Annotated in this window: 17 protein-coding genes; 12 read left to right on the top strand and 5 right to left on the bottom strand. The window is 61.9% G+C overall.

The genetic code is table 11. The features are described 5' to 3' along the window. Window positions 1-37 precede the first annotated feature (37 nt). From OU997_RS17065 to htpX, 4 genes are all read left to right on the top strand, one after another. Window positions 38-1,249 carry a pyridoxal phosphate-dependent aminotransferase gene (locus OU997_RS17065; protein ID WP_267807710.1) on the top strand — a complete coding sequence of 404 codons (1,212 nt, stop codon included), beginning with the start codon at window positions 38-40 and terminating at the stop codon, window positions 1,247-1,249. Between the two features lie 12 nt (window positions 1,250-1,261). Continuing rightward, window positions 1,262-2,005, top strand: a complete 744-nt coding sequence (locus OU997_RS17060; RefSeq protein ID WP_267807708.1) for an SDR family NAD(P)-dependent oxidoreductase — start codon at window positions 1,262-1,264, stop codon at window positions 2,003-2,005. Further along, complete coding sequence (locus tag OU997_RS17055) at window positions 2,005-2,457, top strand: hypothetical protein (protein ID WP_108486528.1); 453 nt, start codon at window positions 2,005-2,007, stop codon at window positions 2,455-2,457. Before OU997_RS17060 ends, OU997_RS17055 begins: the two co-directional genes overlap by 1 nt. Before the next feature lie 145 nt (window positions 2,458-2,602). Continuing rightward, window positions 2,603-3,478 (top strand): protease HtpX, encoded by an 876-nt coding sequence (gene htpX, locus OU997_RS17050; RefSeq protein WP_108486529.1) that lies wholly within the window; start codon window positions 2,603-2,605, stop codon window positions 3,476-3,478. Between the two features lie 45 nt (window positions 3,479-3,523). Here the strand turns inward: htpX and OU997_RS17045 are convergent, their stop codons facing one another. After that, a complete protein-coding gene (locus OU997_RS17045; RefSeq protein ID WP_108486530.1) occupies window positions 3,524-4,186 on the bottom strand; it encodes a thiopurine S-methyltransferase in 663 nt (220 codons plus the stop codon). A gap of 171 nt (window positions 4,187-4,357) precedes the next feature. Here OU997_RS17045 and OU997_RS17040 point away from each other — a divergent pair, with 171 nt between their 5' ends. Then, window positions 4,358-5,128, top strand: coding sequence for a DODA-type extradiol aromatic ring-opening family dioxygenase (locus tag OU997_RS17040; protein WP_267807707.1), 771 nt, complete (start codon window positions 4,358-4,360; stop codon window positions 5,126-5,128). 131 nt (window positions 5,129-5,259) lie between these two features. Here the strand turns inward: OU997_RS17040 and OU997_RS17035 are convergent, their stop codons facing one another. Beyond that, window positions 5,260-6,981: a DEAD/DEAH box helicase gene (locus OU997_RS17035; protein ID WP_177479975.1), complete on the bottom strand. Its 1,722-nt coding sequence runs from the start codon at window positions 6,979-6,981 to the stop codon at window positions 5,260-5,262. A gap of 331 nt (window positions 6,982-7,312) precedes the next feature. On the opposite strand from OU997_RS17035, the gene OU997_RS17030 reads away from it, so the two are divergent. After that, complete coding sequence (locus OU997_RS17030) at window positions 7,313-8,104, top strand: crotonase/enoyl-CoA hydratase family protein (protein ID WP_267807706.1); 792 nt, start codon at window positions 7,313-7,315, stop codon at window positions 8,102-8,104. Window positions 8,105-8,110: 6 nt separating this feature from the next. Here OU997_RS17030 and OU997_RS17025 read toward each other — a convergent pair whose 3' ends face one another. After that, on the bottom strand, window positions 8,111-8,884 hold the full coding sequence (locus OU997_RS17025) for a spermidine synthase (RefSeq protein WP_108486534.1): 774 nt from the start codon (window positions 8,882-8,884) through the stop codon (window positions 8,111-8,113). A gap of 163 nt (window positions 8,885-9,047) precedes the next feature. On the opposite strand from OU997_RS17025, the gene OU997_RS17020 reads away from it, so the two are divergent. The 6 genes from OU997_RS17020 (at window position 9,048) to OU997_RS16995 (ending at window position 16,066) form a co-directional block, all read left to right on the top strand. Beyond that, complete coding sequence (locus tag OU997_RS17020) at window positions 9,048-10,397, top strand: flavin-containing monooxygenase (protein WP_267807704.1); 1,350 nt, start codon at window positions 9,048-9,050, stop codon at window positions 10,395-10,397. Next, on the top strand, window positions 10,378-11,304 hold the full coding sequence (locus tag OU997_RS17015) for a bile acid:sodium symporter family protein (RefSeq protein ID WP_108486536.1): 927 nt from the start codon (window positions 10,378-10,380) through the stop codon (window positions 11,302-11,304). Before OU997_RS17020 ends, OU997_RS17015 begins: the two co-directional genes overlap by 20 nt. After that, window positions 11,304-12,086: an SDR family NAD(P)-dependent oxidoreductase gene (locus tag OU997_RS17010; protein WP_267807702.1), complete on the top strand. Its 783-nt coding sequence runs from the start codon at window positions 11,304-11,306 to the stop codon at window positions 12,084-12,086. The genes OU997_RS17015 and OU997_RS17010 overlap by 1 nt, the downstream gene beginning before the upstream one ends. Then, window positions 12,086-12,826, top strand: coding sequence for a sulfite exporter TauE/SafE family protein (locus tag OU997_RS17005; protein WP_267807700.1), 741 nt, complete (start codon window positions 12,086-12,088; stop codon window positions 12,824-12,826). The genes OU997_RS17010 and OU997_RS17005 overlap by 1 nt, the downstream gene beginning before the upstream one ends. Then, entirely contained in the window at window positions 12,823-14,613 is a 1,791-nt protein-coding gene (locus tag OU997_RS17000) for an N-acyl-D-amino-acid deacylase family protein (protein WP_267807698.1), read from the top strand. Before OU997_RS17005 ends, OU997_RS17000 begins: the two co-directional genes overlap by 4 nt. A gap of 106 nt (window positions 14,614-14,719) precedes the next feature. Beyond that, a complete protein-coding gene (locus OU997_RS16995) occupies window positions 14,720-16,066 on the top strand; it encodes a class II 3-deoxy-7-phosphoheptulonate synthase (RefSeq protein ID WP_267807697.1) in 1,347 nt (448 codons plus the stop codon). 53 nt (window positions 16,067-16,119) lie between these two features. Here OU997_RS16995 and OU997_RS16990 read toward each other — a convergent pair whose 3' ends face one another. Together OU997_RS16990 and OU997_RS16985 are read right to left on the bottom strand one after the other, a co-directional pair. After that, entirely contained in the window at window positions 16,120-17,034 is a 915-nt protein-coding gene (locus OU997_RS16990; protein WP_108486541.1) for a response regulator, read from the bottom strand. 1 nt (window position 17,035) lies between these two features. Beyond that, window positions 17,036-18,340: an ATP-binding protein gene (locus OU997_RS16985; RefSeq protein ID WP_108486542.1), complete on the bottom strand. Its 1,305-nt coding sequence runs from the start codon at window positions 18,338-18,340 to the stop codon at window positions 17,036-17,038. Window positions 18,341-18,514 lie beyond the last annotated feature (174 nt).

Below are 18,514 nucleotides of genomic sequence, written 5' to 3'. Positions count from 1 at the left end.
GTAATTCAGCGACGTTTCTCCATTCGGGATCACTTACATGCAGTTCAGCAAATCGAACAAGCTCGCCAACGTCTGCTACGACATCCGCGGGCCCGTGCTCAAGCACGCCAAGCGCCTGGAAGAGGAAGGTCACCGCATCCTCAAGCTGAACATCGGCAACCCGGCACCGTTCGGTTTTGAAGCGCCTGAAGAAATTCTTCAGGATGTGATCCGCAACCTGCCCACCGCTCAGGGCTACAGCGACTCCAAAGGTCTGTTCAGCGCACGCAAGGCGGTGATGCAGTACTACCAGCAAAAGCAGGTAGAAGGTGTTGGCATCGAGGACATTTACCTGGGCAACGGCGTGTCCGAGCTGATCGTGATGGCCATGCAGGCGCTGCTCAATAACGGCGACGAAGTGCTGATCCCGGCACCGGATTACCCACTGTGGACTGCTGCCGTGGCCTTGGCTGGCGGCAAGCCAGTGCACTACCTGTGCGACGAGCAGGCGGGCTGGTTCCCCGATATCGCCGACATGAAGGCCAAGATCACCCCGAACACCAAGGCCCTGGTGCTGATCAACCCGAACAACCCCACCGGCGCGGTGTATTCCAAAGAAGTGTTGATGGACATCGTCGAACTGGCGCGCCAGCACAATCTGGTGCTGTTCTCCGACGAAATCTACGACAAGATCCTCTACGACGAAGCCCAGCACATCTCCACCGCGTCTCTGGCCCCGGACGTGCTGTGCCTGACCTTCAACGGCCTGTCGAAATCCTACCGGGTGGCCGGCTTCCGCTCTGGCTGGGTCGCGATTTCCGGGCCGAAACACCGCGCACAAAGCTACATCGAAGGCCTGGATATCCTCGCCAACATGCGCCTGTGCGCCAACGTACCGAGCCAGCATGCCATCCAGACCGCCTTGGGCGGCTACCAGAGCATCAATGACCTGGTATTGCCCAATGGCCGCCTGCTGGAGCAGCGCAACCGCACCTGGGAGTTGCTCAATAACATCCCCGGCGTGAGCTGCGTCAAGCCGATGGGCGCGCTGTATGCCTTCCCGAAGATTGACCCGAAAGTCTGTCCGATCCACAACGACGAGAAATTTGTGCTGGATCTGCTGCTCTCGGAAAAACTGCTGATCGTCCAAGGCACCGCCTTCAACTGGCCGTGGCCGGATCACTTCCGCGTAGTCACCCTGCCGCGTGTGGATGAACTGGAAATGGCCATCGGCCGCATCGGCAGTTTCCTCAAGACCTACCAACAGTAAGCGGAGATCGCCATGCGCCAGGGCAAACGCTACCTGCTGACCGGAGCCAGTTCTGGCATCGGTGCCGCCCTGGCCCGCGAGCTGGCCAGCCGAGGCTATGACTTGGCCTTGGCCGCACGCCGCGAAGAAAGCCTGCACCTGCTGGCCGCCGAACTGCAGGCGCGTTTTGCCCGCAAGGTAGTTGTATTGCCACTGGATGTAACCGACTACGACGCCTGCCAGGATGCCGTAGGCTTGGCGGCCAATGCACTCGGCGGACTGGACGGGATTATTGCCAACGCCGGCATCGCCCTAACTGGAAAAGCCGGCGGTGGCCACTTCAAGCGCGCTCGACTGACCGTGGAAACCAACCTGATCGGCGCCATTGCCTGCCTGGATGCCGCCTGCGCGCTGTTTCGCCAGCAAGGTCACGGCCATCTGGTTGCCGTCGCCTCGGTCGCCGGCAAACGCGGCCTGCCGCATACGGCGGCCTACTCGGCAAGCAAGGCCGGCCTGATCAGCTACATGGAAGCCACCCGCGCCGAACTGTTGGGCAAGAACATCGATACCACGCTGCTGCTGCCGGGCTTTATCGACACGCCACTGAACAGCGATATGGCCAGTCGGCCATTCCTGATTGGCGTGGAACGCGGCGCAGCGCTGATCGCCAAGCACATCGACAAACGCCGTGTCAGCGCCTACGTGCCTGGCTGGCCCTGGGCGCTACTAGGCCGTGTGCTGCCCTACCTTCCCACCTCAATGATTGGCAAATTCTGATGGACCTGCAGATCGACGACTTCTACAAAGATGCCGCTGCTGGCCTGCTGGCGCTGTATCAGGCATTTCCCAGCAAAGTCGCGCTGTATGTTGAAGACCTGATCGGCCGTGAAGAGCCGGACGAGTTCGGCCTGCCCACACCACGTCATCAAAGCTGCCTGGGCGCCCTGCTGTGGCTGGCCGAGGAAGGCTATATCCGCTTTGACTCCACCATCGGTTACGACGCCCTTGATCAAGCCGTACTCAGCGAAAAAGGTTTCCTGCGCCTGACTCGCGGCGTACCTCACGCCCTGCGCGAGGGCGAAGCATTACCACCCAGCGTGCGCCGCGTGCATGCCACCCTGGCCTTTCAACTGCGCGAAGCGCTGGGCCAACGTCATGGCGAACGCGTCGCTCGCCTCACCCGCCTGCTATTCGAATCCAACCTGAACAGCGCAAACGACATAGTTTGAAATAGTCGCCAGGTTGAAGTGCCTGGGCGCGCGCCCTTATATAGCCGTCATAACCGTCAATGGCCGTTGAAAACTAGGTGAAACAGCCAAAACAAGGTTTTCAGCGGCCTGACAGATCGTTCCCCGTGAGGAGTCTCAATACACCATGATGCGCATTATGCTGTTCCTGGCCACCAACATTGCGGTGTTGATCATCGCCAGCATCACCCTGAAACTGCTCGGGGTTGACCGCTTTACCGGCCAGAACTATGGCAGCCTGCTGGTTTTCTGCGCCGTGTTCGGTTTTGCCGGTTCGCTGATTTCGCTGTTCCTCTCCAAGTGGATGGCGAAGATGAGCACCAAAACCGAAATCATCACCCAACCGCGCACCCGCCACGAACAATGGCTGCTGCAGACAGTCGAAGAGCTGTCCCGTGAAGCCGGGATCAAGATGCCAGAAGTGGGCATCTTCCCGGCCTACGAGTCCAACGCCTTCGCCACTGGCTGGAACAAGAACGACGCTCTGGTCGCCGTCAGCCAGGGCCTGCTGGAACGTTTCTCGCCTGATGAAGTGCGTGCCGTACTGGCTCACGAAATCGGCCACGTAGCCAATGGCGACATGGTCACCCTGGCGCTGATCCAGGGCGTGGTGAACACCTTCGTGATGTTCTTCGCACGGATCTTCGGCAACTTCGTTGACCGCGTGATTCTGAAGAACGAGGGCGAAGGCCACGGTATCGGCTACATCATCGCGACCATCTTCGCCGAGCTTGTTTTGGGCATCCTGGCCAGCATCATCGTCATGTGGTTTTCGCGTAAGCGCGAATTCAAGGCCGATGAAGCCGGCGCCCGCCTGGCTGGCACTGGCGCAATGATCGCCGCCCTGCAACGCTTGCGCGCCGAGCAGGAAGTACCGGTCACCATGCCCAGCAGCCTGACTGCTTTCGGCATTAACGGTGGTCTGAAGAATGGCCTGGCTGGCCTGCTGATGACCCACCCGCCACTGGAAGTACGTATCGAAGCCCTGCGCCAGCGTGGCTAAGTACTGCAGCAACGCAAAAGGCGGCCACAGGCCGCCTTTTTCTTTTCAGGTTTCAGTCTTACACACGCGATAGACCCGCTCATCCAAACGCTCAAGACCGTGCTTGAGGAACTTCCAGTTCTCACCCAGTACATCGATGCACTCCAGCACGTGCAACTGCCAGCGCTCTGCCAACAACTGCTGCACCTCGGCATCACCCACGGCGAAGGGCGGTCCTGGCATCTTCTCCTGATCATAATCCAGGGTCACCAGCAGCCCCTGGCAACCGCTCGGCAAAACCTGCGCCAGGTGCGCCACATAACGGGCGCGCATCTCGGCAGGCAAGGCGATCAGCGCGGCGCGGTCATATAGTGCGGCGCAACCAGCCAGCTGCTGCGCGCTGAGGGCAAAGAAGTCCCCGCAATAGATCTCCAGATTGCCCGCCTGGTAATGCCTGAATACGCCAACATCACTGACCAACGGTTGCAGCCCATGCTCCGTGAAAAAATCCTCGACCGCACGCTGCGCCAGCTCCACCCCCACCACCTGATGACCCTGACCTGCCAACCAGGCCAGATCCAGGCTCTTGCCACATAACGGCACCAGCACCCGTGCGCCTTCGGGTACCCCCAACGCTGGCCAGTAACGCTGCAGGTAAGGATTGACCTCGGGCAGATGAAAACCAATTTCACTGCGCGCCCATCGCGCCTGCCAGAACTCTGCGTGCATACCGCCTCCTGTAGAAACTGAGCCGCTGATCCTGCCGCAAAGCGGCTGCAAGGCCAAGGACTTTGTCCCGCGAGAATACATCTACAAAGACGATAAATAACCCCTGATATTTCCGCTTTTATATGCAACTTACCTGATTAAAAATTGCGGGCAATCGCTCAGGAGTCCGTCATGCCCCTACCCAGCCTGTTTATCTCCCACGGCTCACCCATGCTGGCACTGCAACCCGGTGCCAGTGGCCCCGCCCTCGCCCACCTGGCTCAGCAACTGCAGCGCCCGCGAGCCATCCTGGTGGTTTCTGCGCACTGGGAAAGTCAGGACTTGCGGGTAGGCGGCGCGGTAAAACCCGAAACCTGGCATGACTTCCGCGGCTTTCCGGCCGAGCTCTACCGGGTGCAATACCCCGTGCCGGGTGCCCCGCAACTGGCGGCCGAGATTGCCGAGCGACTGACGCAAGCCGGCCTGCCCACCCAGCTTGATGCCGAACGCCCGTTGGACCACGGCGCCTGGGTACCCCTGACATTAATGTACCCGCAGGCCGATATTCCGGTGCTGCAGCTTTCGCTGCCCAGCCGACAAGGCCCAGACTTGCAGCGCAGGGTCGGTCAGGCACTGGCGGGGTTGCGCGAGGACGGCGTGCTGCTGATCGGCTCCGGCAGCATCACCCACAACCTCGGTGAGCTGGACCGGCAAGCCGGCCCGGAACAGGCCGCCCCCTGGGCCAAGGCCTTTCGCGACTGGGTGGTGGAGAAACTGGCCGCACAGGACAACGCAGCCCTCGACGACTATCGCCGGCAGGCCCCCTACGCCACACGCAGTCATCCCAGCGACGAACACCTGCTACCGCTTTTCTTTGCCGCAGGTGCAGGCGGGCAATTCAAGGTCGAGCACAGCGGCTTTACCTTGGGAGCACTGGGAATGGACATCTACAGCTTCAGCTGAGTCACCCTTGAGCGAACCAATCCGCCCCTACCCAGCTCGCATACCGCAAAAAACTGAACTCATCGCGACAGCAAAAACTCAACGAATAAAAAAGCCCCGCATTAAGCGGGGCTTTTTTATTCAACGAAGAATCAATCTTCGCGGTAACGACGCAGCTTCAGCGGCTTACCACCTACGCGGGTATCCTTCAGCTTACCCAGCAGACGCTCAAGACCCTCTTCCGGTAGCTCGACCAGGCTGAAGCTCTCGCGTACCTGAATACGGCCGATGTCCTCACGAGCCAGACCACCTTCATTGAGGATGGCGCCGAGTAGGTTCTTCGCAGCGATACCATCGCGCGCGCCCAATGCGGTGCGGCAACGCGCACGGCCTTCGGCCAGCGGTACCGGCGCACGACGCTCGCGGCTGCCGTCACGCTCAGGACGATCGCCACGGTCACTGCGCTCGCTACGTTCACGCGGCGCGCTGCTGCCGCTACCCGGCACCAGCGGCTGATCGCGCTCCACTTCCGCCAAGGTCAGGGCCTGACCATTGGTGGCTTTGCGCAACAGCGCGGCGGCCAAGGCACGCGGGCTGCAGCCGATGTCAGCGGTCAGGCGATCCAGCAGGTCACCGTGGCTGGCTTCAGCATCGGCCACCAGCGGTGCCAGGCTGTTGGTCAGTTTCTTGATGCGCGCGTCCAGCACTTGCTGAGCGTTCGGCAGCTTCACTTCACCCACTTTCTGCCCGGTCACACGCTCGATCACTTGCAGCATGCGGCGCTCACGCGGGGTGACCAGCAGCAGCGCACGACCGGTACGGCCCGCACGGCCGGTACGACCGATACGGTGCACGTAGGATTCCGGGTCATACGGCATGTCCACGTTCATCACGTGGGTGATACGCGGCACGTCAAGACCACGGGCAGCGACGTCGGTGGCGATGACGATGTCCAGACGGCCATCTTTCAGCGAGTCGATCACGCGCTCACGCTGGTTCTGCGCAATGTCACCGTTCAGGGCAGCAGCCTTGTAGCCTTTGGCTTCCAACGCGGCGGCCAGATCCAGGGTGGCTTGTTTGGTGCGTACGAAACCGATCAAGGCATCGAACTCTTCGACTTCCAGCAGACGCAGGACGGCGGCGTGCTTCTGGTCGGCGTGAACCATCAGGTGCGCCTGCTCAATCGCCGTTACGGTCTGGGTCTTGGAGGCGATCTTGATGTGCTGCGGCTCACGCAGGTGCTTTTCTGCGATGGCGCGGATCGAGTGCGGCAGGGTCGCGGAGAACAGCACGCTCTGACGGCTGGCCGGCATGGCTTCGAAGATCACTTCGAGGTCATCCATAAAGCCCAGCTTGAGCATTTCGTCGGCTTCATCGAGTACCAGGTACTGAATGGTCGACAGCACTTTCTCATCGCGACGCAGGTGGTCAACCAGACGACCCGGCGTGGCGACAATCACTTGCGCACCCTGACGAATGGCTTTGAGCTGCGGGCCCATCGGCGCGCCGCCATACACGGCAACGACGTTCAGACCGGGCATCTGCTTGGAATAGGTTTCAAACGCGGTGGCCACTTGCAGGGCCAGCTCACGGGTTGGCGCGAGGATCAGCGCCTGCGGCTCACGCTTGGCCGGGTCGATTTTCGACAGAATCGGCAGGGCGAATGCCGCGGTTTTACCGGTGCCGGTCTGGGCCTGGCCGATCATGTCCTGGCCGGACAGAATCACGGGAATGGCTTGTGCCTGAATTGGCGACGGCTCTTCGTAACCAACAGCGGTCAGTGCAGCGAGAATATTGGAATTGAGTCCGAGTGCGGCGAAGCCGCCGGTTTCCTGGGTCATGGGTCTGCCTCTAGTGCATCCGCAAAGACCCATGTTCCAAAGCTGCGCATGCCGTGTAAGACCCGAAAGTCACCCTGGCAGCTCTGTCGGCGGGGATTTGCGAAAACATGGTGATAAATGAATCGTCAAGGATAGCCCGCGCTGGGCGGACTGGCTGCCGAAGTCAAGCTTCGGGCGATTTGCACTACCTGAACGTGGCCAAAAATTGACCGGCGCGCACTATACCGGAAAACCTGGCCGATGTGCTGGTTTTTCCATAAATAGCGCTTGGCCCACGCCAAATCGTCATGCTCTGGTAGCCTGCAGATGGCACGCTGTAGTAGCACAGCGCTTACCCATAACCTGCCTACAAGGACTCACCACCATGACCCAAAGCACCAGCGGCCGCGTGAGCCGTGAAAAACGCGGCCAGATCATGTTGATCGGCCTGGACCGATCGAGCAAGCGCAATGCCTTCGACATGCCCATGCTCGATGACCTGTGCCGGGCCTACGGTGAGTTCGAACGCGACAGCGAGGCACGGGTGGCACTGGTATTTGCCCATGGTGAACACTTCACCGCAGGCCTGGACCTGGCCAATGTGGCCGCACAGTTTGCCGCCGGCTGGAAGATACCTGAAGACGGCTGCGATCCCTGGGGCGTGTTTGGCGGACCGCGCGTCAGCAAGCCGGTGATCGTGGCCGCACAAGGTTACTGCTACACCATCGGCATCGAACTGATGCTCGCTTCAGACATCAACCTGTGTGCCAGCAACACCCGCTTCGCGCAGATGGAAGTGCAGCGTGGCATCTTCCCGTTCGGCGGCGCCACCTTGCGCATGCACCAGAGCGCCGGTTGGGGCAATGCCATGCGCTGGCTGCTGACCGGGGATGAGTTTGACGCCCACGAGGCCTATCGCCTGGGACTGGTGCAGGAAGTGGTGGCCAGCGAAGAGTTGCTGCCCAAGGCGCTGTGGCTGGCCGAACGCATCGCCGCACAAGCGCCACTGGGTGTTCAGGCCACCCTGGCTTCCGCCCGTCAGGCGATAGTGGAAGGCCCGAATGCTGCTGCCGCCAGCCTGCATAAAACCGTCACACGACTGATGGCCAGTGAAGATGCGCAGGAAGGTGTGCGAGCCATGCTGGAGCGCCGTCCGGGCGACTTTAAAGGGCGTTGAGCTTGATCAAGTCGCCGGACGTACCGCTTTGATCAACGACTCCAGCGAATAACCGAACTGTGGCGCCAGCAGCTCATTACGGCGCCGCAGTTCGGCAAAGTCGATGTCCTGCTCCAGATCCGCCGGCACCAGCAATACCACATTGCCCTCTTTTACTGGGCACTCCCAGTAATGCCGATGGTAGAGGCCGCGCAGCAGCGGCGCGCCGAGGGGTTTGCCGTCATTGCCGGCCCACTGATTGATGATCAGCCAGCCGCCAGGGTTGAGCTGCTTCTGGCAGTTTTCCAGGAAGCGCCAGGCCAGATGCCCGGTCGCCGGACCATGATCGGTGTACAGGTCGACAAACAGCAGGTCGGTTTTCTCGGCACTTTCCAGAAGATCCAGCGCATCGCCGATACGGATGGTCAGGCGCGCGTCATCGGTCAGCCCCATATGCTCCATGGCCAGGCGCGGCACATCGGCACGCAGTTCGATCACCTCAACATCATCCAGCGGCAGAAACTTCAGGCAGGCCTGCGTCAGGTTGCCGGCACCAAGACCGAGAAACAGCGCGCTTTCCGGCTGTTCATGGCACAGTGCACCAAGCAGCATGGCGCGGGTGTAGTCATACTCCAGCCAGCTGGGATCCGGCATATAGACGCAGCTCTGCTCAATCGCTTCACCGAATTCAAGAAAGCGGTAAGCGCCCATTTCGACCACCTGAATCACCCCGAAGGCATCGTGCACTTCGGCGATCAACAGTGGGTCCGGCATCTGCCCAACCGGAGGTAAACCTGGCATCCCGCACACTCCACCGTGACATCCCCGACCATTTCGGTCAGAGGAAAGGCGCTAATTGTCATTGAGGCACCCTCCCCTGGTCACGCGATAATTTGCCGCAGTCGGGGACGCCGAGTTCGTCGCTATACGGCTACAACAATAAAAACGATTATCGAGGTTTGCCATGTACGCGATCATCGGTGCCGGCCCCATGGGGCTGTGTACAGCACGTCAACTGCACAAGCACGGCATCGACTTTGTCGGTTTCGAACAGCACTGCGATGTTGGCGGCTTATGGGATATCGATAATCCGCACAGCACCATGTATGACTCGGCGCACCTGATTTCCTCCAAGGGCACCACCCAGTTCAGCGAGTTCCCGATGCGCGACGAGGTGGCCCCTTACCCGCATCACAGCGAAATGCGCCGCTACTTCCGCGACTATGCCGCGCATTTCGGCCTGTATGCGCACTACCAGTTCAACACCCGGGTGGTCGATATCCAGCGTCTGAACAAGGGCTGGAAGCTGATCAGCGAACAGCACGGCGTGCAGCGTGAATGGCACGTCGATGGCGTACTGATCGCCAATGGCACCCTGCACACGGCCAACCAGCCGGCGCTTCCAGGCAACTTCAGCGGCGAACTGATGCACTCCAGCGCCTACCGCTCGGCAGCCGTGTTCGACGGCAAGCGCGTGCTGGTGATCGGCTGTGGCAACTCGGCCTGCGACATTGCCGTGGACGCTGTGCACCGCGCCGCCTCGGTCGATCTGTCAGTGCGCCGCGGCTATTACTTCCTGCCCAAATTCGCCCTCGGCCGGCCTATCGACACCCTCGGCGGCGCGATCAAACTGCCGCGCCCGCTCAAACAGTGGGTCGACGGCCTGCTGGTGCGCGCCCTGGTCGGTAAACCCTCGCAATACGGCCTGCCAGACCCGGACTACAAACTCTATGAATCGCACCCGGTGATGAACTCCCTGGTGCTGCATTACCTCGGCCATGGCGATATCAAGGCACGCCGGGATGTGGCCAAGGTTGATGGCCTGCAGGTGACCTTCAGCGATGGTGAACAGGCCGAATACGACCTGATTCTGCAAGGCACCGGCTATACGCTCAACTACCCCTTTATCGACCGCGCTCACCTCAACTGGCCGAGCCAGGCCGGCGCGCCGCAGCTGTACCTGAACGTGTTCCACCCCGAGTACGACAACCTGTTCATGATGGGCATGGTCGAGGCCTCGGGCCTGGGCTGGCAGGGCCGCGACGAGCAGGCCGAGCTGGTGGCATTGGTGATTCGCCAACAGCAGCAAGGTAGCGTCGCCGCCCGCGACTTCCGCCGCCTGGTGCAGGCGCGCAGTGCACAACGCCTGGATGGCGGCTATAGCTACCTGAAGCTGGAGCGCATGGCCTATTACGTGCACAAGGACAGCTACCGCGCGAGTGTGAAGCAGCACATCGCTGAACTGCAGCAGAACCTGCCGCCACTGAACTCAACCACTGCCCAGGAAAACCACGATGCCTGCCGTCAATCTTGAGTTTTCCCCCAGCGCGATGATTGCCCTGAACGCGATCATCGCGCTGATGATGTTCGGCGTGTCGCTGGAACTGCGTGCCGATGATTTCAAACGCATCCTGCGCGCCCCCAAAGCCCCGCTGATCGGCATGCTGGTGCAGTTTATCCTGCTGCCGGCCTCGACCTGCCTGCTGACCATCCTCCTGCCGATCGACCCAAGCCTGGCCCTGGGCATGATCCTGGTCGCCACCTGCCCCAGCGGCACCTTCTCCAACATCATGACCTGGTTGGGGCGCGGCAACGTCGCGGTGTCGGCCAGCGTCACCGCAGTGTCGAGCGTGACGGCGGGGATCTTCACCCCGCTCAATTTCGCCCTGTATGCCGGCCTCAATCCCAGCACCCGCGCACTGCTCACGGAAATCAGTGTCGACCCGGTCGAGCTGCTGCTGATGGTGCTGCTGGTACTGGTGCTGCCCATGGTGCTCGGCATGCTGCTGGGCAAGCGCCATCCGCAGCTGGCGCACAAACTGGAAAAACCGCTGCGCCACTTCTCCCTGCTGGTGATGCTGGCCTTTGTCGGCGGTGCATTCGCCAAGAACTTCACGCAGTTCATCGATTACTTCCACCTGTTCTTCTGGCTGGTGGTGGGCCTCAACTGCATGGCGCTGCTGCTGGGCTACCTCTGTGCACGGCTGTGGCGCTTGCCCGAAGCGGATGTACGCGCCGTCACCCTGGAAACCGGCATCCATAACTCGGCACTGGGCATGGCGCTGATCTTCACCTTCTTCCCGCAAGCTGGCGGCATGCTGCTGATTGCCGCCTTCTGGGGCTGCTGGCAGCTGCTGTCCGGGCTGATTCTGGCGCTCTACTGGTCACGCACCCCACCCGCCAGTGCACCGGCCAGGGCTCTCGGCGAAGGCACTCACTGATGCGTATTGCACTGATCACCGGTGCCGCCAGCGGCCTCGGCTGGGCACTGGCGCGCGCCTATCATGCGGCGGGCTACGCCCTGCTGCTGACCGACATCAATGCTGACGGTCTGGCCGAGCGCGTCCGCGAGTTGGGGACTGAGTGTGTACTGGGCCTGCCCGGCGACATCACCGATCCGGCCCTGCACCGACAATTGCTGAACGCCTGCCGCGAGCGTTTCGGCCGGCTTGATGTGCTGATCAACAACGCGGGCATCACCCATCGCTCACCCACAATGCAGACCGACCCCGCCGTGTTTCGCACCGTCATGGCGGTGGATTATCACGCGCCAGTGGAGCTGACCCTCAGCGCCCTGCCTCTGCTGCAACAAAGCCGCGGCCAGATCATCGCCATCGGTTCCATGGCCGGTTGGATGCCGGTGCTGGGCCGGGCGGGATATTGCGCGGCGAAAAGCGCCCTCAGTCAGTTCTTTGAGGTGCTGCGCGCCGAGGTCGCCCGTGATGGCATTGGCATGCTGCTGGTGTACCCGAGCTTTCTCGACACTCCCATTGATCTCAACGCCCTCGGGGCTGACGGCAAACCTGCCGGCCATGCCCGCTCCACCATCGGCCGCATACGCGGTGCCGACTGGATGGCCAAGCAGATTCTCCAGGCCCAGACCCTAGGCCGCGAACGCCTGTTCCCCGACCGCGGCAGCTGGCTGGCCAGCCTGCTGTGGCGCATCGCACCGGGTTTCTACTACCGCAAGATGAGCGCGCGTTTCGCGGCAGAGATGGACTGATGGAATTGGCCTGGCTAGCCCTGGCGGGCTTTATCCTGCTGGCCTACACACTGGAAGCGATCACCGGCTTCGGCAGTATCGTCATCGCCCTGTCGCTGGGCGCCCTGCTGCTGCCGATTGATCAGTTGCTGCCGGTGTTGGTGCCGCTGAACATCTGCATGACGGGTTATCTGGTCTGGCGCCATCGGCAGATGATCGACCGCCGCCTGTTGCTGGGCATGATTCTGCCCGGCATGCTGCTCGGTACGCTGATCGGTTATGCCCTGCTGCCCTTCCTCGACTCAGCTTTGGCCAAGCGCCTGTTTGGCGCACTGGTGCTGTGGTTTGCTGCCCGTGAGCTGTGGCGTTTGCGCCACGTAACCGTGCAGTCCGCGCGCCCCCTATGGCTCAGCCGCCTGCTCAGCGCCTGTGCGGGTGTCAGCCACGGCTTGTTTGCTTCCGGCGGGCCGCTGCTGGTGTTCGCCCTGGCTGGCACCCAGCTGGACAAGGCGCGCCTGCGCGCCACCCTGGTCACCGTGTGGTTCACCCTCAACAGCCTGCTGACGCTGGCCCTCCTGCTCGACGGCCGCCTGCTCCCCGCGCTGCCCCAGGTCGCCAGTTACGCACCCCTGCTGCTGATCGGCGTGTGGCTGGGTGAGCGCCTGCACCAACGCTTCAACGAACAGCATTTCCGCATTGCCATCTACCTGTTGCTGCTGGTCACCGGCGGCCTGCTGCTCGCGCCCTGGAGTCTGCTATGAGCTTCGACATCATCATCAAGAATGGTCTGTATTTCGACGGTACAGGCGCACCCGGTGCGCTGCGGCATATCGGCATCAAGAATGGACGCATTGATGTACTGAGCCTCAGCCCGCTGGATGAGCGCGGCTGCCCCGAGGTGCTGGATGCCGCCGGCAAGTGGGTGACACCGGGCTTTCTGGAAATCCACTCGCACTACGATGCCGAAGTGATCGCCGCCCCCGCCTTGAAAGAATCCGTGCGCCACGGTGTGACCAGCGTGACCATCGGCTCCTGCTCGATCAGCATGGTGCTGGCCGATGCCGAGGACTGCTCCGACCTGTTCACCCGTGTTGAGGCGGTACCGCGTGAATACGTGCTGCCGATCCTGCAGCAGAAGAAAACTTGGCGCGATGCGGCCGGCTACCGCACCTTCTACGACCAGCATCCGCTGGGGCCTAACATCAGCTCCTTCCTCGGTCACTCGGAACTGCGCGTAGCGGTGATGGGCCTGCAGCGGGCCACCAGCAAAATCAAACCCACCGAAGCCGAATTGCAGCGCATGGAACAGCTATTGGAAGAGGCGCTGGATGCCGGCTGTATTGGCCTGTCGGTGATGACCACCAAACTGGACAAAATGGACGGTGACCGCGCTTGGTCCAGCCCGCTGCCTTCAACCTTTGCCAACTGGCATGAGTTCTCCCGCCTGTTTGCCGTTCTGCGCCGGCGTGGTGCGGTGCTGCAGGGCGCGCCGGATGCGGTGACCAAGGTCAATGTGTTTGCCTTCCTCTATCAAGCCCACGGTTGGTTCCGCAAACCGCTTAAGTGTTCAATGCTCACCGCGCTGGACTTGAAATCCCAGCCACTGCTGCACCGCTTCACCCGCCTCTCCGGCTGGCTGGCCAACACCGTCTTGCGCGGCCATTTCCGCTGGCAGACACTGCCTGCGCCCTTCACCCTGCGCTTGGAAGGGCTGAACGTGAACGCCTTCGAGGAGTTCGGCGCGGGCGAAATCCTGCGCAACATCAAAGACCCGGACGAGCTGTACGCCAAGGTGCAGGAGCCGCAGTTCCGCGCTCTGTTCAAGAAGCAGGTCAAGGCCATCCTCACCAAAGGCCTGTGGCACCGCGATTTCTCCGACTGCTGGGTGACCGAGTGCCCGGACGCCAGCATGGTCGGCCAGAACTTCAAGCAACTGGGTGCTGCGCGCGGCCTCGACCCGGTGGATGCCTATTTCGAGCTGGCCTGCCAGTACCGCGAAGCGCTGAAGTGGACCACCTGCTACGGCAATCAGCGCGAGGCCGTCATGCACGCACTGCTGGCCAGCCCCTGGACCCAGCCGGGCTTTGCCGACTCCGGCGCGCACCTGCGCTCGATTGCCCAATACAACTTCCCGCTGCGCTTTCTCAAATACGTGCGCGACGCTGAACGGGCCGGCACGCCGTTTATGACCGTGGGCCATGCCATCCACCGGTTGAGCGGTGAGCTGGCGGACTTTATCGGCGTGAATGCGGGCTATATCCGCATGGGCGACCGGGCTGATCTGGTGATCGTCAACCCAGACGGCCTGACTGATGAACTGGACGCCATCCACGAAGCGCCGATGGAGGTGCTCGGCCTGGAGCGGGTGGTAAAACGCAATGACGCGGCCGTGGAGGCGACACTGATCAACGGCCTTATCGCCTACCACCGCAGCCGCGAGTTCCCTGAGGCGCTGGGCAAACAGCCGGGCTTTGGCCGCTTTCTGCCGGGGCGTGACGTATTGCCGCGCACAACACCAGCAGCAGGTTTCAAACCCGTCACTGCCTGAGCTGCACGCCACCATACAGCGGCTCTATCATGCCTATCGGCTTGAAGCGTCTGGCTTATCGGTTACCATGCCCGTCCGCCTGATTTGACTTAAGCCGAGAGCCGTAATGTCGCAACCCTGGAGTCCTGATAGCTGGAGAGCCAAGCCGATCCAGCAACAACCGCAGTACCCGAACGCCGCGCACCTGGCGCAGGTCGAGCAGACCCTGGCCGGTTATCCGCCGCTGGTGTTTGCCGGTGAAGCCCGCGAACTGCGCCGCCAGTTTGCCGAGGTCACTCAGGGCCGCGCGTTTCTGCTGCAGGGTGGCGATTGCGCCGAGAGTTTTGCCGAGTTCAGCGCGGCGAAAATCCGCGACACCTTCAAGGTGCTGCTGCAGATGGCCATCGTCATGACCTTCGCTGCCGGCTCCCCGGTGGTCAAGGTTGGACGCATGGCCGGTCAGTTCGCCAAGCCGCGCTCGGCCAACGATGAAACCATCGACGGCGTGACCCTGCCCGCCTACCGTGGCGACATCGTCAACGGCATCGGCTTTGACGCCGCCAGCCGCGTGCCAGCCCCGGAGCGCCTGCTGCAGGCCTACCACCAGTCCACCGCCTCGCTGAACCTGCTGCGCGCCTTTGCCCAGGGCGGTTTTGCCGACCTGCATCAGGTGCACAAATGGAACCTGGAGTTCATCGAGCACTCTGCCCTGGGCGAGAAGTACAACCAACTGGCCGACCGCATCGACGAAACCCTGATGTTTATGCGCGCCTGCGGCATGGACGGCGCAGCTCAGGTGCGCGAAACCAGCTTCTTCACCGCCCATGAGGCGTTGCTGCTGAACTACGAACAAGCCTTCGTCCGTCGTGACAGCCTGACTGGCGGCGACTACGCCTGTTCCGCCCACATGCTGTGGATCGGCGACCGCACCCGTCAGTTGGATGGCGCGCACGTTGAGTTCCTGCGCGGCGTGGGCAACCCGATTGGGGTGAAAGTCGGCCCGAGCATGAACAGCGAAGAGCTGATCCGCCTGATCGACATCCTCAACCCGGACAACGATCCTGGCCGCCTCAACCTGATCGTGCGCATGGGTGCGGACAAAGTCGAAGCCGGCCTGCCGCGCCTGATCCAGACCGTGCAGCGTGAAGGTCGCCAGGTGCTGTGGAGCTCAGACCCGATGCACGGCAACACCATCAAGGCCTCAAGCGGTTACAAGACCCGCGACTTTGCGCAGATCCTCGCTGAAGTGAAGCAGTTCTTTGCCGTGCACCAGGCCGAGGGCAGCTATGCCGGGGGGATTCACATCGAGATGACCGGGCAGAACGTCACCGAATGCATCGGCGGCGCGCGACCGATCACCGAAGACGGCCTGTCGGACCGCTACCACACCCACTGCGACCCACGGATGAACGCCGACCAGTCGCTGGAGCTGGCCTTCCTGATCGCCGAAACCCTCAAGCAGGTGCGCCGCTAAGGCGGCTGCCAACCCCGCTGCTAGGCCGCACAAGGCGCAGCAGCGGGAGTCATTCAGGCAATCAGGCGCTCTCGCAAACGTCCGAGCATGCCCAGCAGACTGCCGACTTTCTCACGCTCGCGATCATCAACAGGTTGCTGCGCCAGTCGCGTGACCACTTGTGCCGGCTGCGCACGCCAGATCTGCGCCTGTTCAGCCGCGGCCAACAAGCCTTTGTCAAACAGGCCACGACGAATCGGCTTGGGCAGGTAACGGAAAATCTGCGCCTCGTTGATCAGCTTGAGCAGCGCCTGGGTATCACAGAACGGCGTCACCACCAGGCTAAGCAAGCGTGGCTGCAACTGCGCCAACGATTTCAGCAAGGGCGTGGTGCTCTCACCCGCCAGCTGCAAGTCGCTGATCAGCATGTCCACGGGCTGACTGTTGAGTAACGTCAGTGCATCGTTCAACGATGCTACCCGCAGCAGCCGATGGCCACCACTGACACAGAACTCAGCCACGACCTCAAGGGTTTGTGTGTCGTTATCCAGCAGCATCACGTTCAACGCCACCGCCTGACGCACAGCGGCAGCGCTGTCAGTTGCATGAATCTGGCGAGCGGCAATCTGCGCCGCCTGGCGCAGGGTGAAGGCCATCTCCTGCTGGTCCCAGGGCTTGGTCAGGTAACGGAAGATGCCGCCACTGTTGAGCGCCTCCACGGCGGCATCCAGGTCCGAATAGCCGGTCAACAGAATGCGCAGGGTATCGGGGGCAATCTGCCGCGCCTGGGCCAGCAGTTCGGCACCGCTCATCTGCGGCATGCGCTGGTCACTGACGATAATCTGCACACGCTCGCTTTTCAGCCGTTCCAGGGCGCGGCGCGGGTCGCTCTCGGTCAGTACCTCATACTCGCGGCGAAACTGCAGGGCCAAGCTGCGCAGAATGCGCTCTTCATCATCAACAAACAGAATACGAACCGGCTCATTCATATCAGGCACTCCGTTGTAGTGGCAGCGCCTGCGGGCGCGGCAGGCGGATCAGAAAGCGCGTACCACGCCCAAGCTCAGACGCTGCGCGGATCTGCCCGCCGTGGTCCTGGATGATCTTGTAGCTGATCGATAGCCCCAGCCCGGTGCCCTGCCCCACCGGTTTGGTGGTAAAGAACGGATCGAAGATGCGCGCCAGCACCTCAGGCGGCATGCCACGCCCGGAGTCCTGCACGGAAATGCACACGGCACTGTCATCGGCCCAGGTTTTCACCAGGATCTGACCGAAGCCATCGATGGCCTGGGCGGCGTTGTTGAGCAGGTTGAGCAGCACCTGGTTGATCTGCGACGGCGCACAGGGAATAGGTGGCAGCTCGCCCAGTTGCAGGATGGCTTCGGCTTTGTCCTTGATCCCGTTACGGGCAATCACCAGGGCGCTGCGGATGCACTCATTGAGGTCGACCTCCTCGCTCATGGCGCGATCCAGGCGGGCGAAATCCTTCAGCCCGACCACCAGCTCGGCAATCTGCTCCAGGCCATAGAGGGTGTCGCTGAACAGCTGGGTAAAGTCCTCCACCAGCAGCTCCGGTGCAGCCTTGGCGCGGGCCTCGGCGGCGGCATCCAGAGCCATGGCCAGGCGCGCCTCATCGCAGGTCGGATCGTTCAGACAGTCGCCCAGCGCAGCCTGCACCTCGGCCAGTTCAAACAGCGGCGCACTCAGTTCGCGCAGCAGTTGCACGTTGTTTTTCACATAACCCAGCGGGGTGTTCAGCTCGTGGGCGACACCCGCGACCATCTGCCCCAGGGACGCCATCTTTTCTGACTGCACCAGTTGGGTCTGTGACTCCTTGAGTTCCACCAGGGCCTTGCGCAGCACCAGATTGCGCTGGGCGATGCGCGCCTCCATGGCCTTGAGCAGATCGAGCACAGTGCCCAGGCCGCGATACAGGCCCTGGGCGTCAACCAGAATAAAATCCTCGGTAATCGGGTATTGCAGCTGCCCGGTGATCTGCTTGGCGGCGTCCTCCAGGCTGGTGTCCAGGCTGACCACCAGCGGTGCCGCATTCATCACCTCTTGCACCGCGTGACGGCCGCGCAAATCGCGGCCAAAGCGCTGCATGAAGATATCCTGCAAGGTGGTGCGGCTGACCAGGCCCAGCGGCCGGCCGGCGCTATCGACAATCGGCAGCGAGAGAAAAGCCTTGAGCTCCGGCGTCAGCAGACGATCCGCCACATCGGCGATACTCATGTCCGCAGCCAACGGTGTAACCGGCTTAAGCAAGCGCGTAAGTGCGCTGGCAGTGGTCATGGGCAGACTCCCTGTGCGTTGGAAAGCCGCCATTCAACCAGCGCCAAGTTGCCGCCGTGTGACAGTCATCACAGTTGACCCGCAAGCCAGAGCGTTGCGTGCCGCCCATCGGAACGCTATTGCCGTTTAATTACCGACCGCCGCGCGCTATGGTGGCCGCTCAACTCTGCAAGG

It is taken from the genome of Pseudomonas sp. SL4(2022) (genome assembly GCF_026625725.1).
GTDB lineage: Bacteria > Pseudomonadota > Gammaproteobacteria > Pseudomonadales > Pseudomonadaceae > Aquipseudomonas.
The sequence above is the reverse complement of the archived record's forward strand: the minus strand, read 5'-3'. Positions and strand labels throughout refer to the sequence as shown.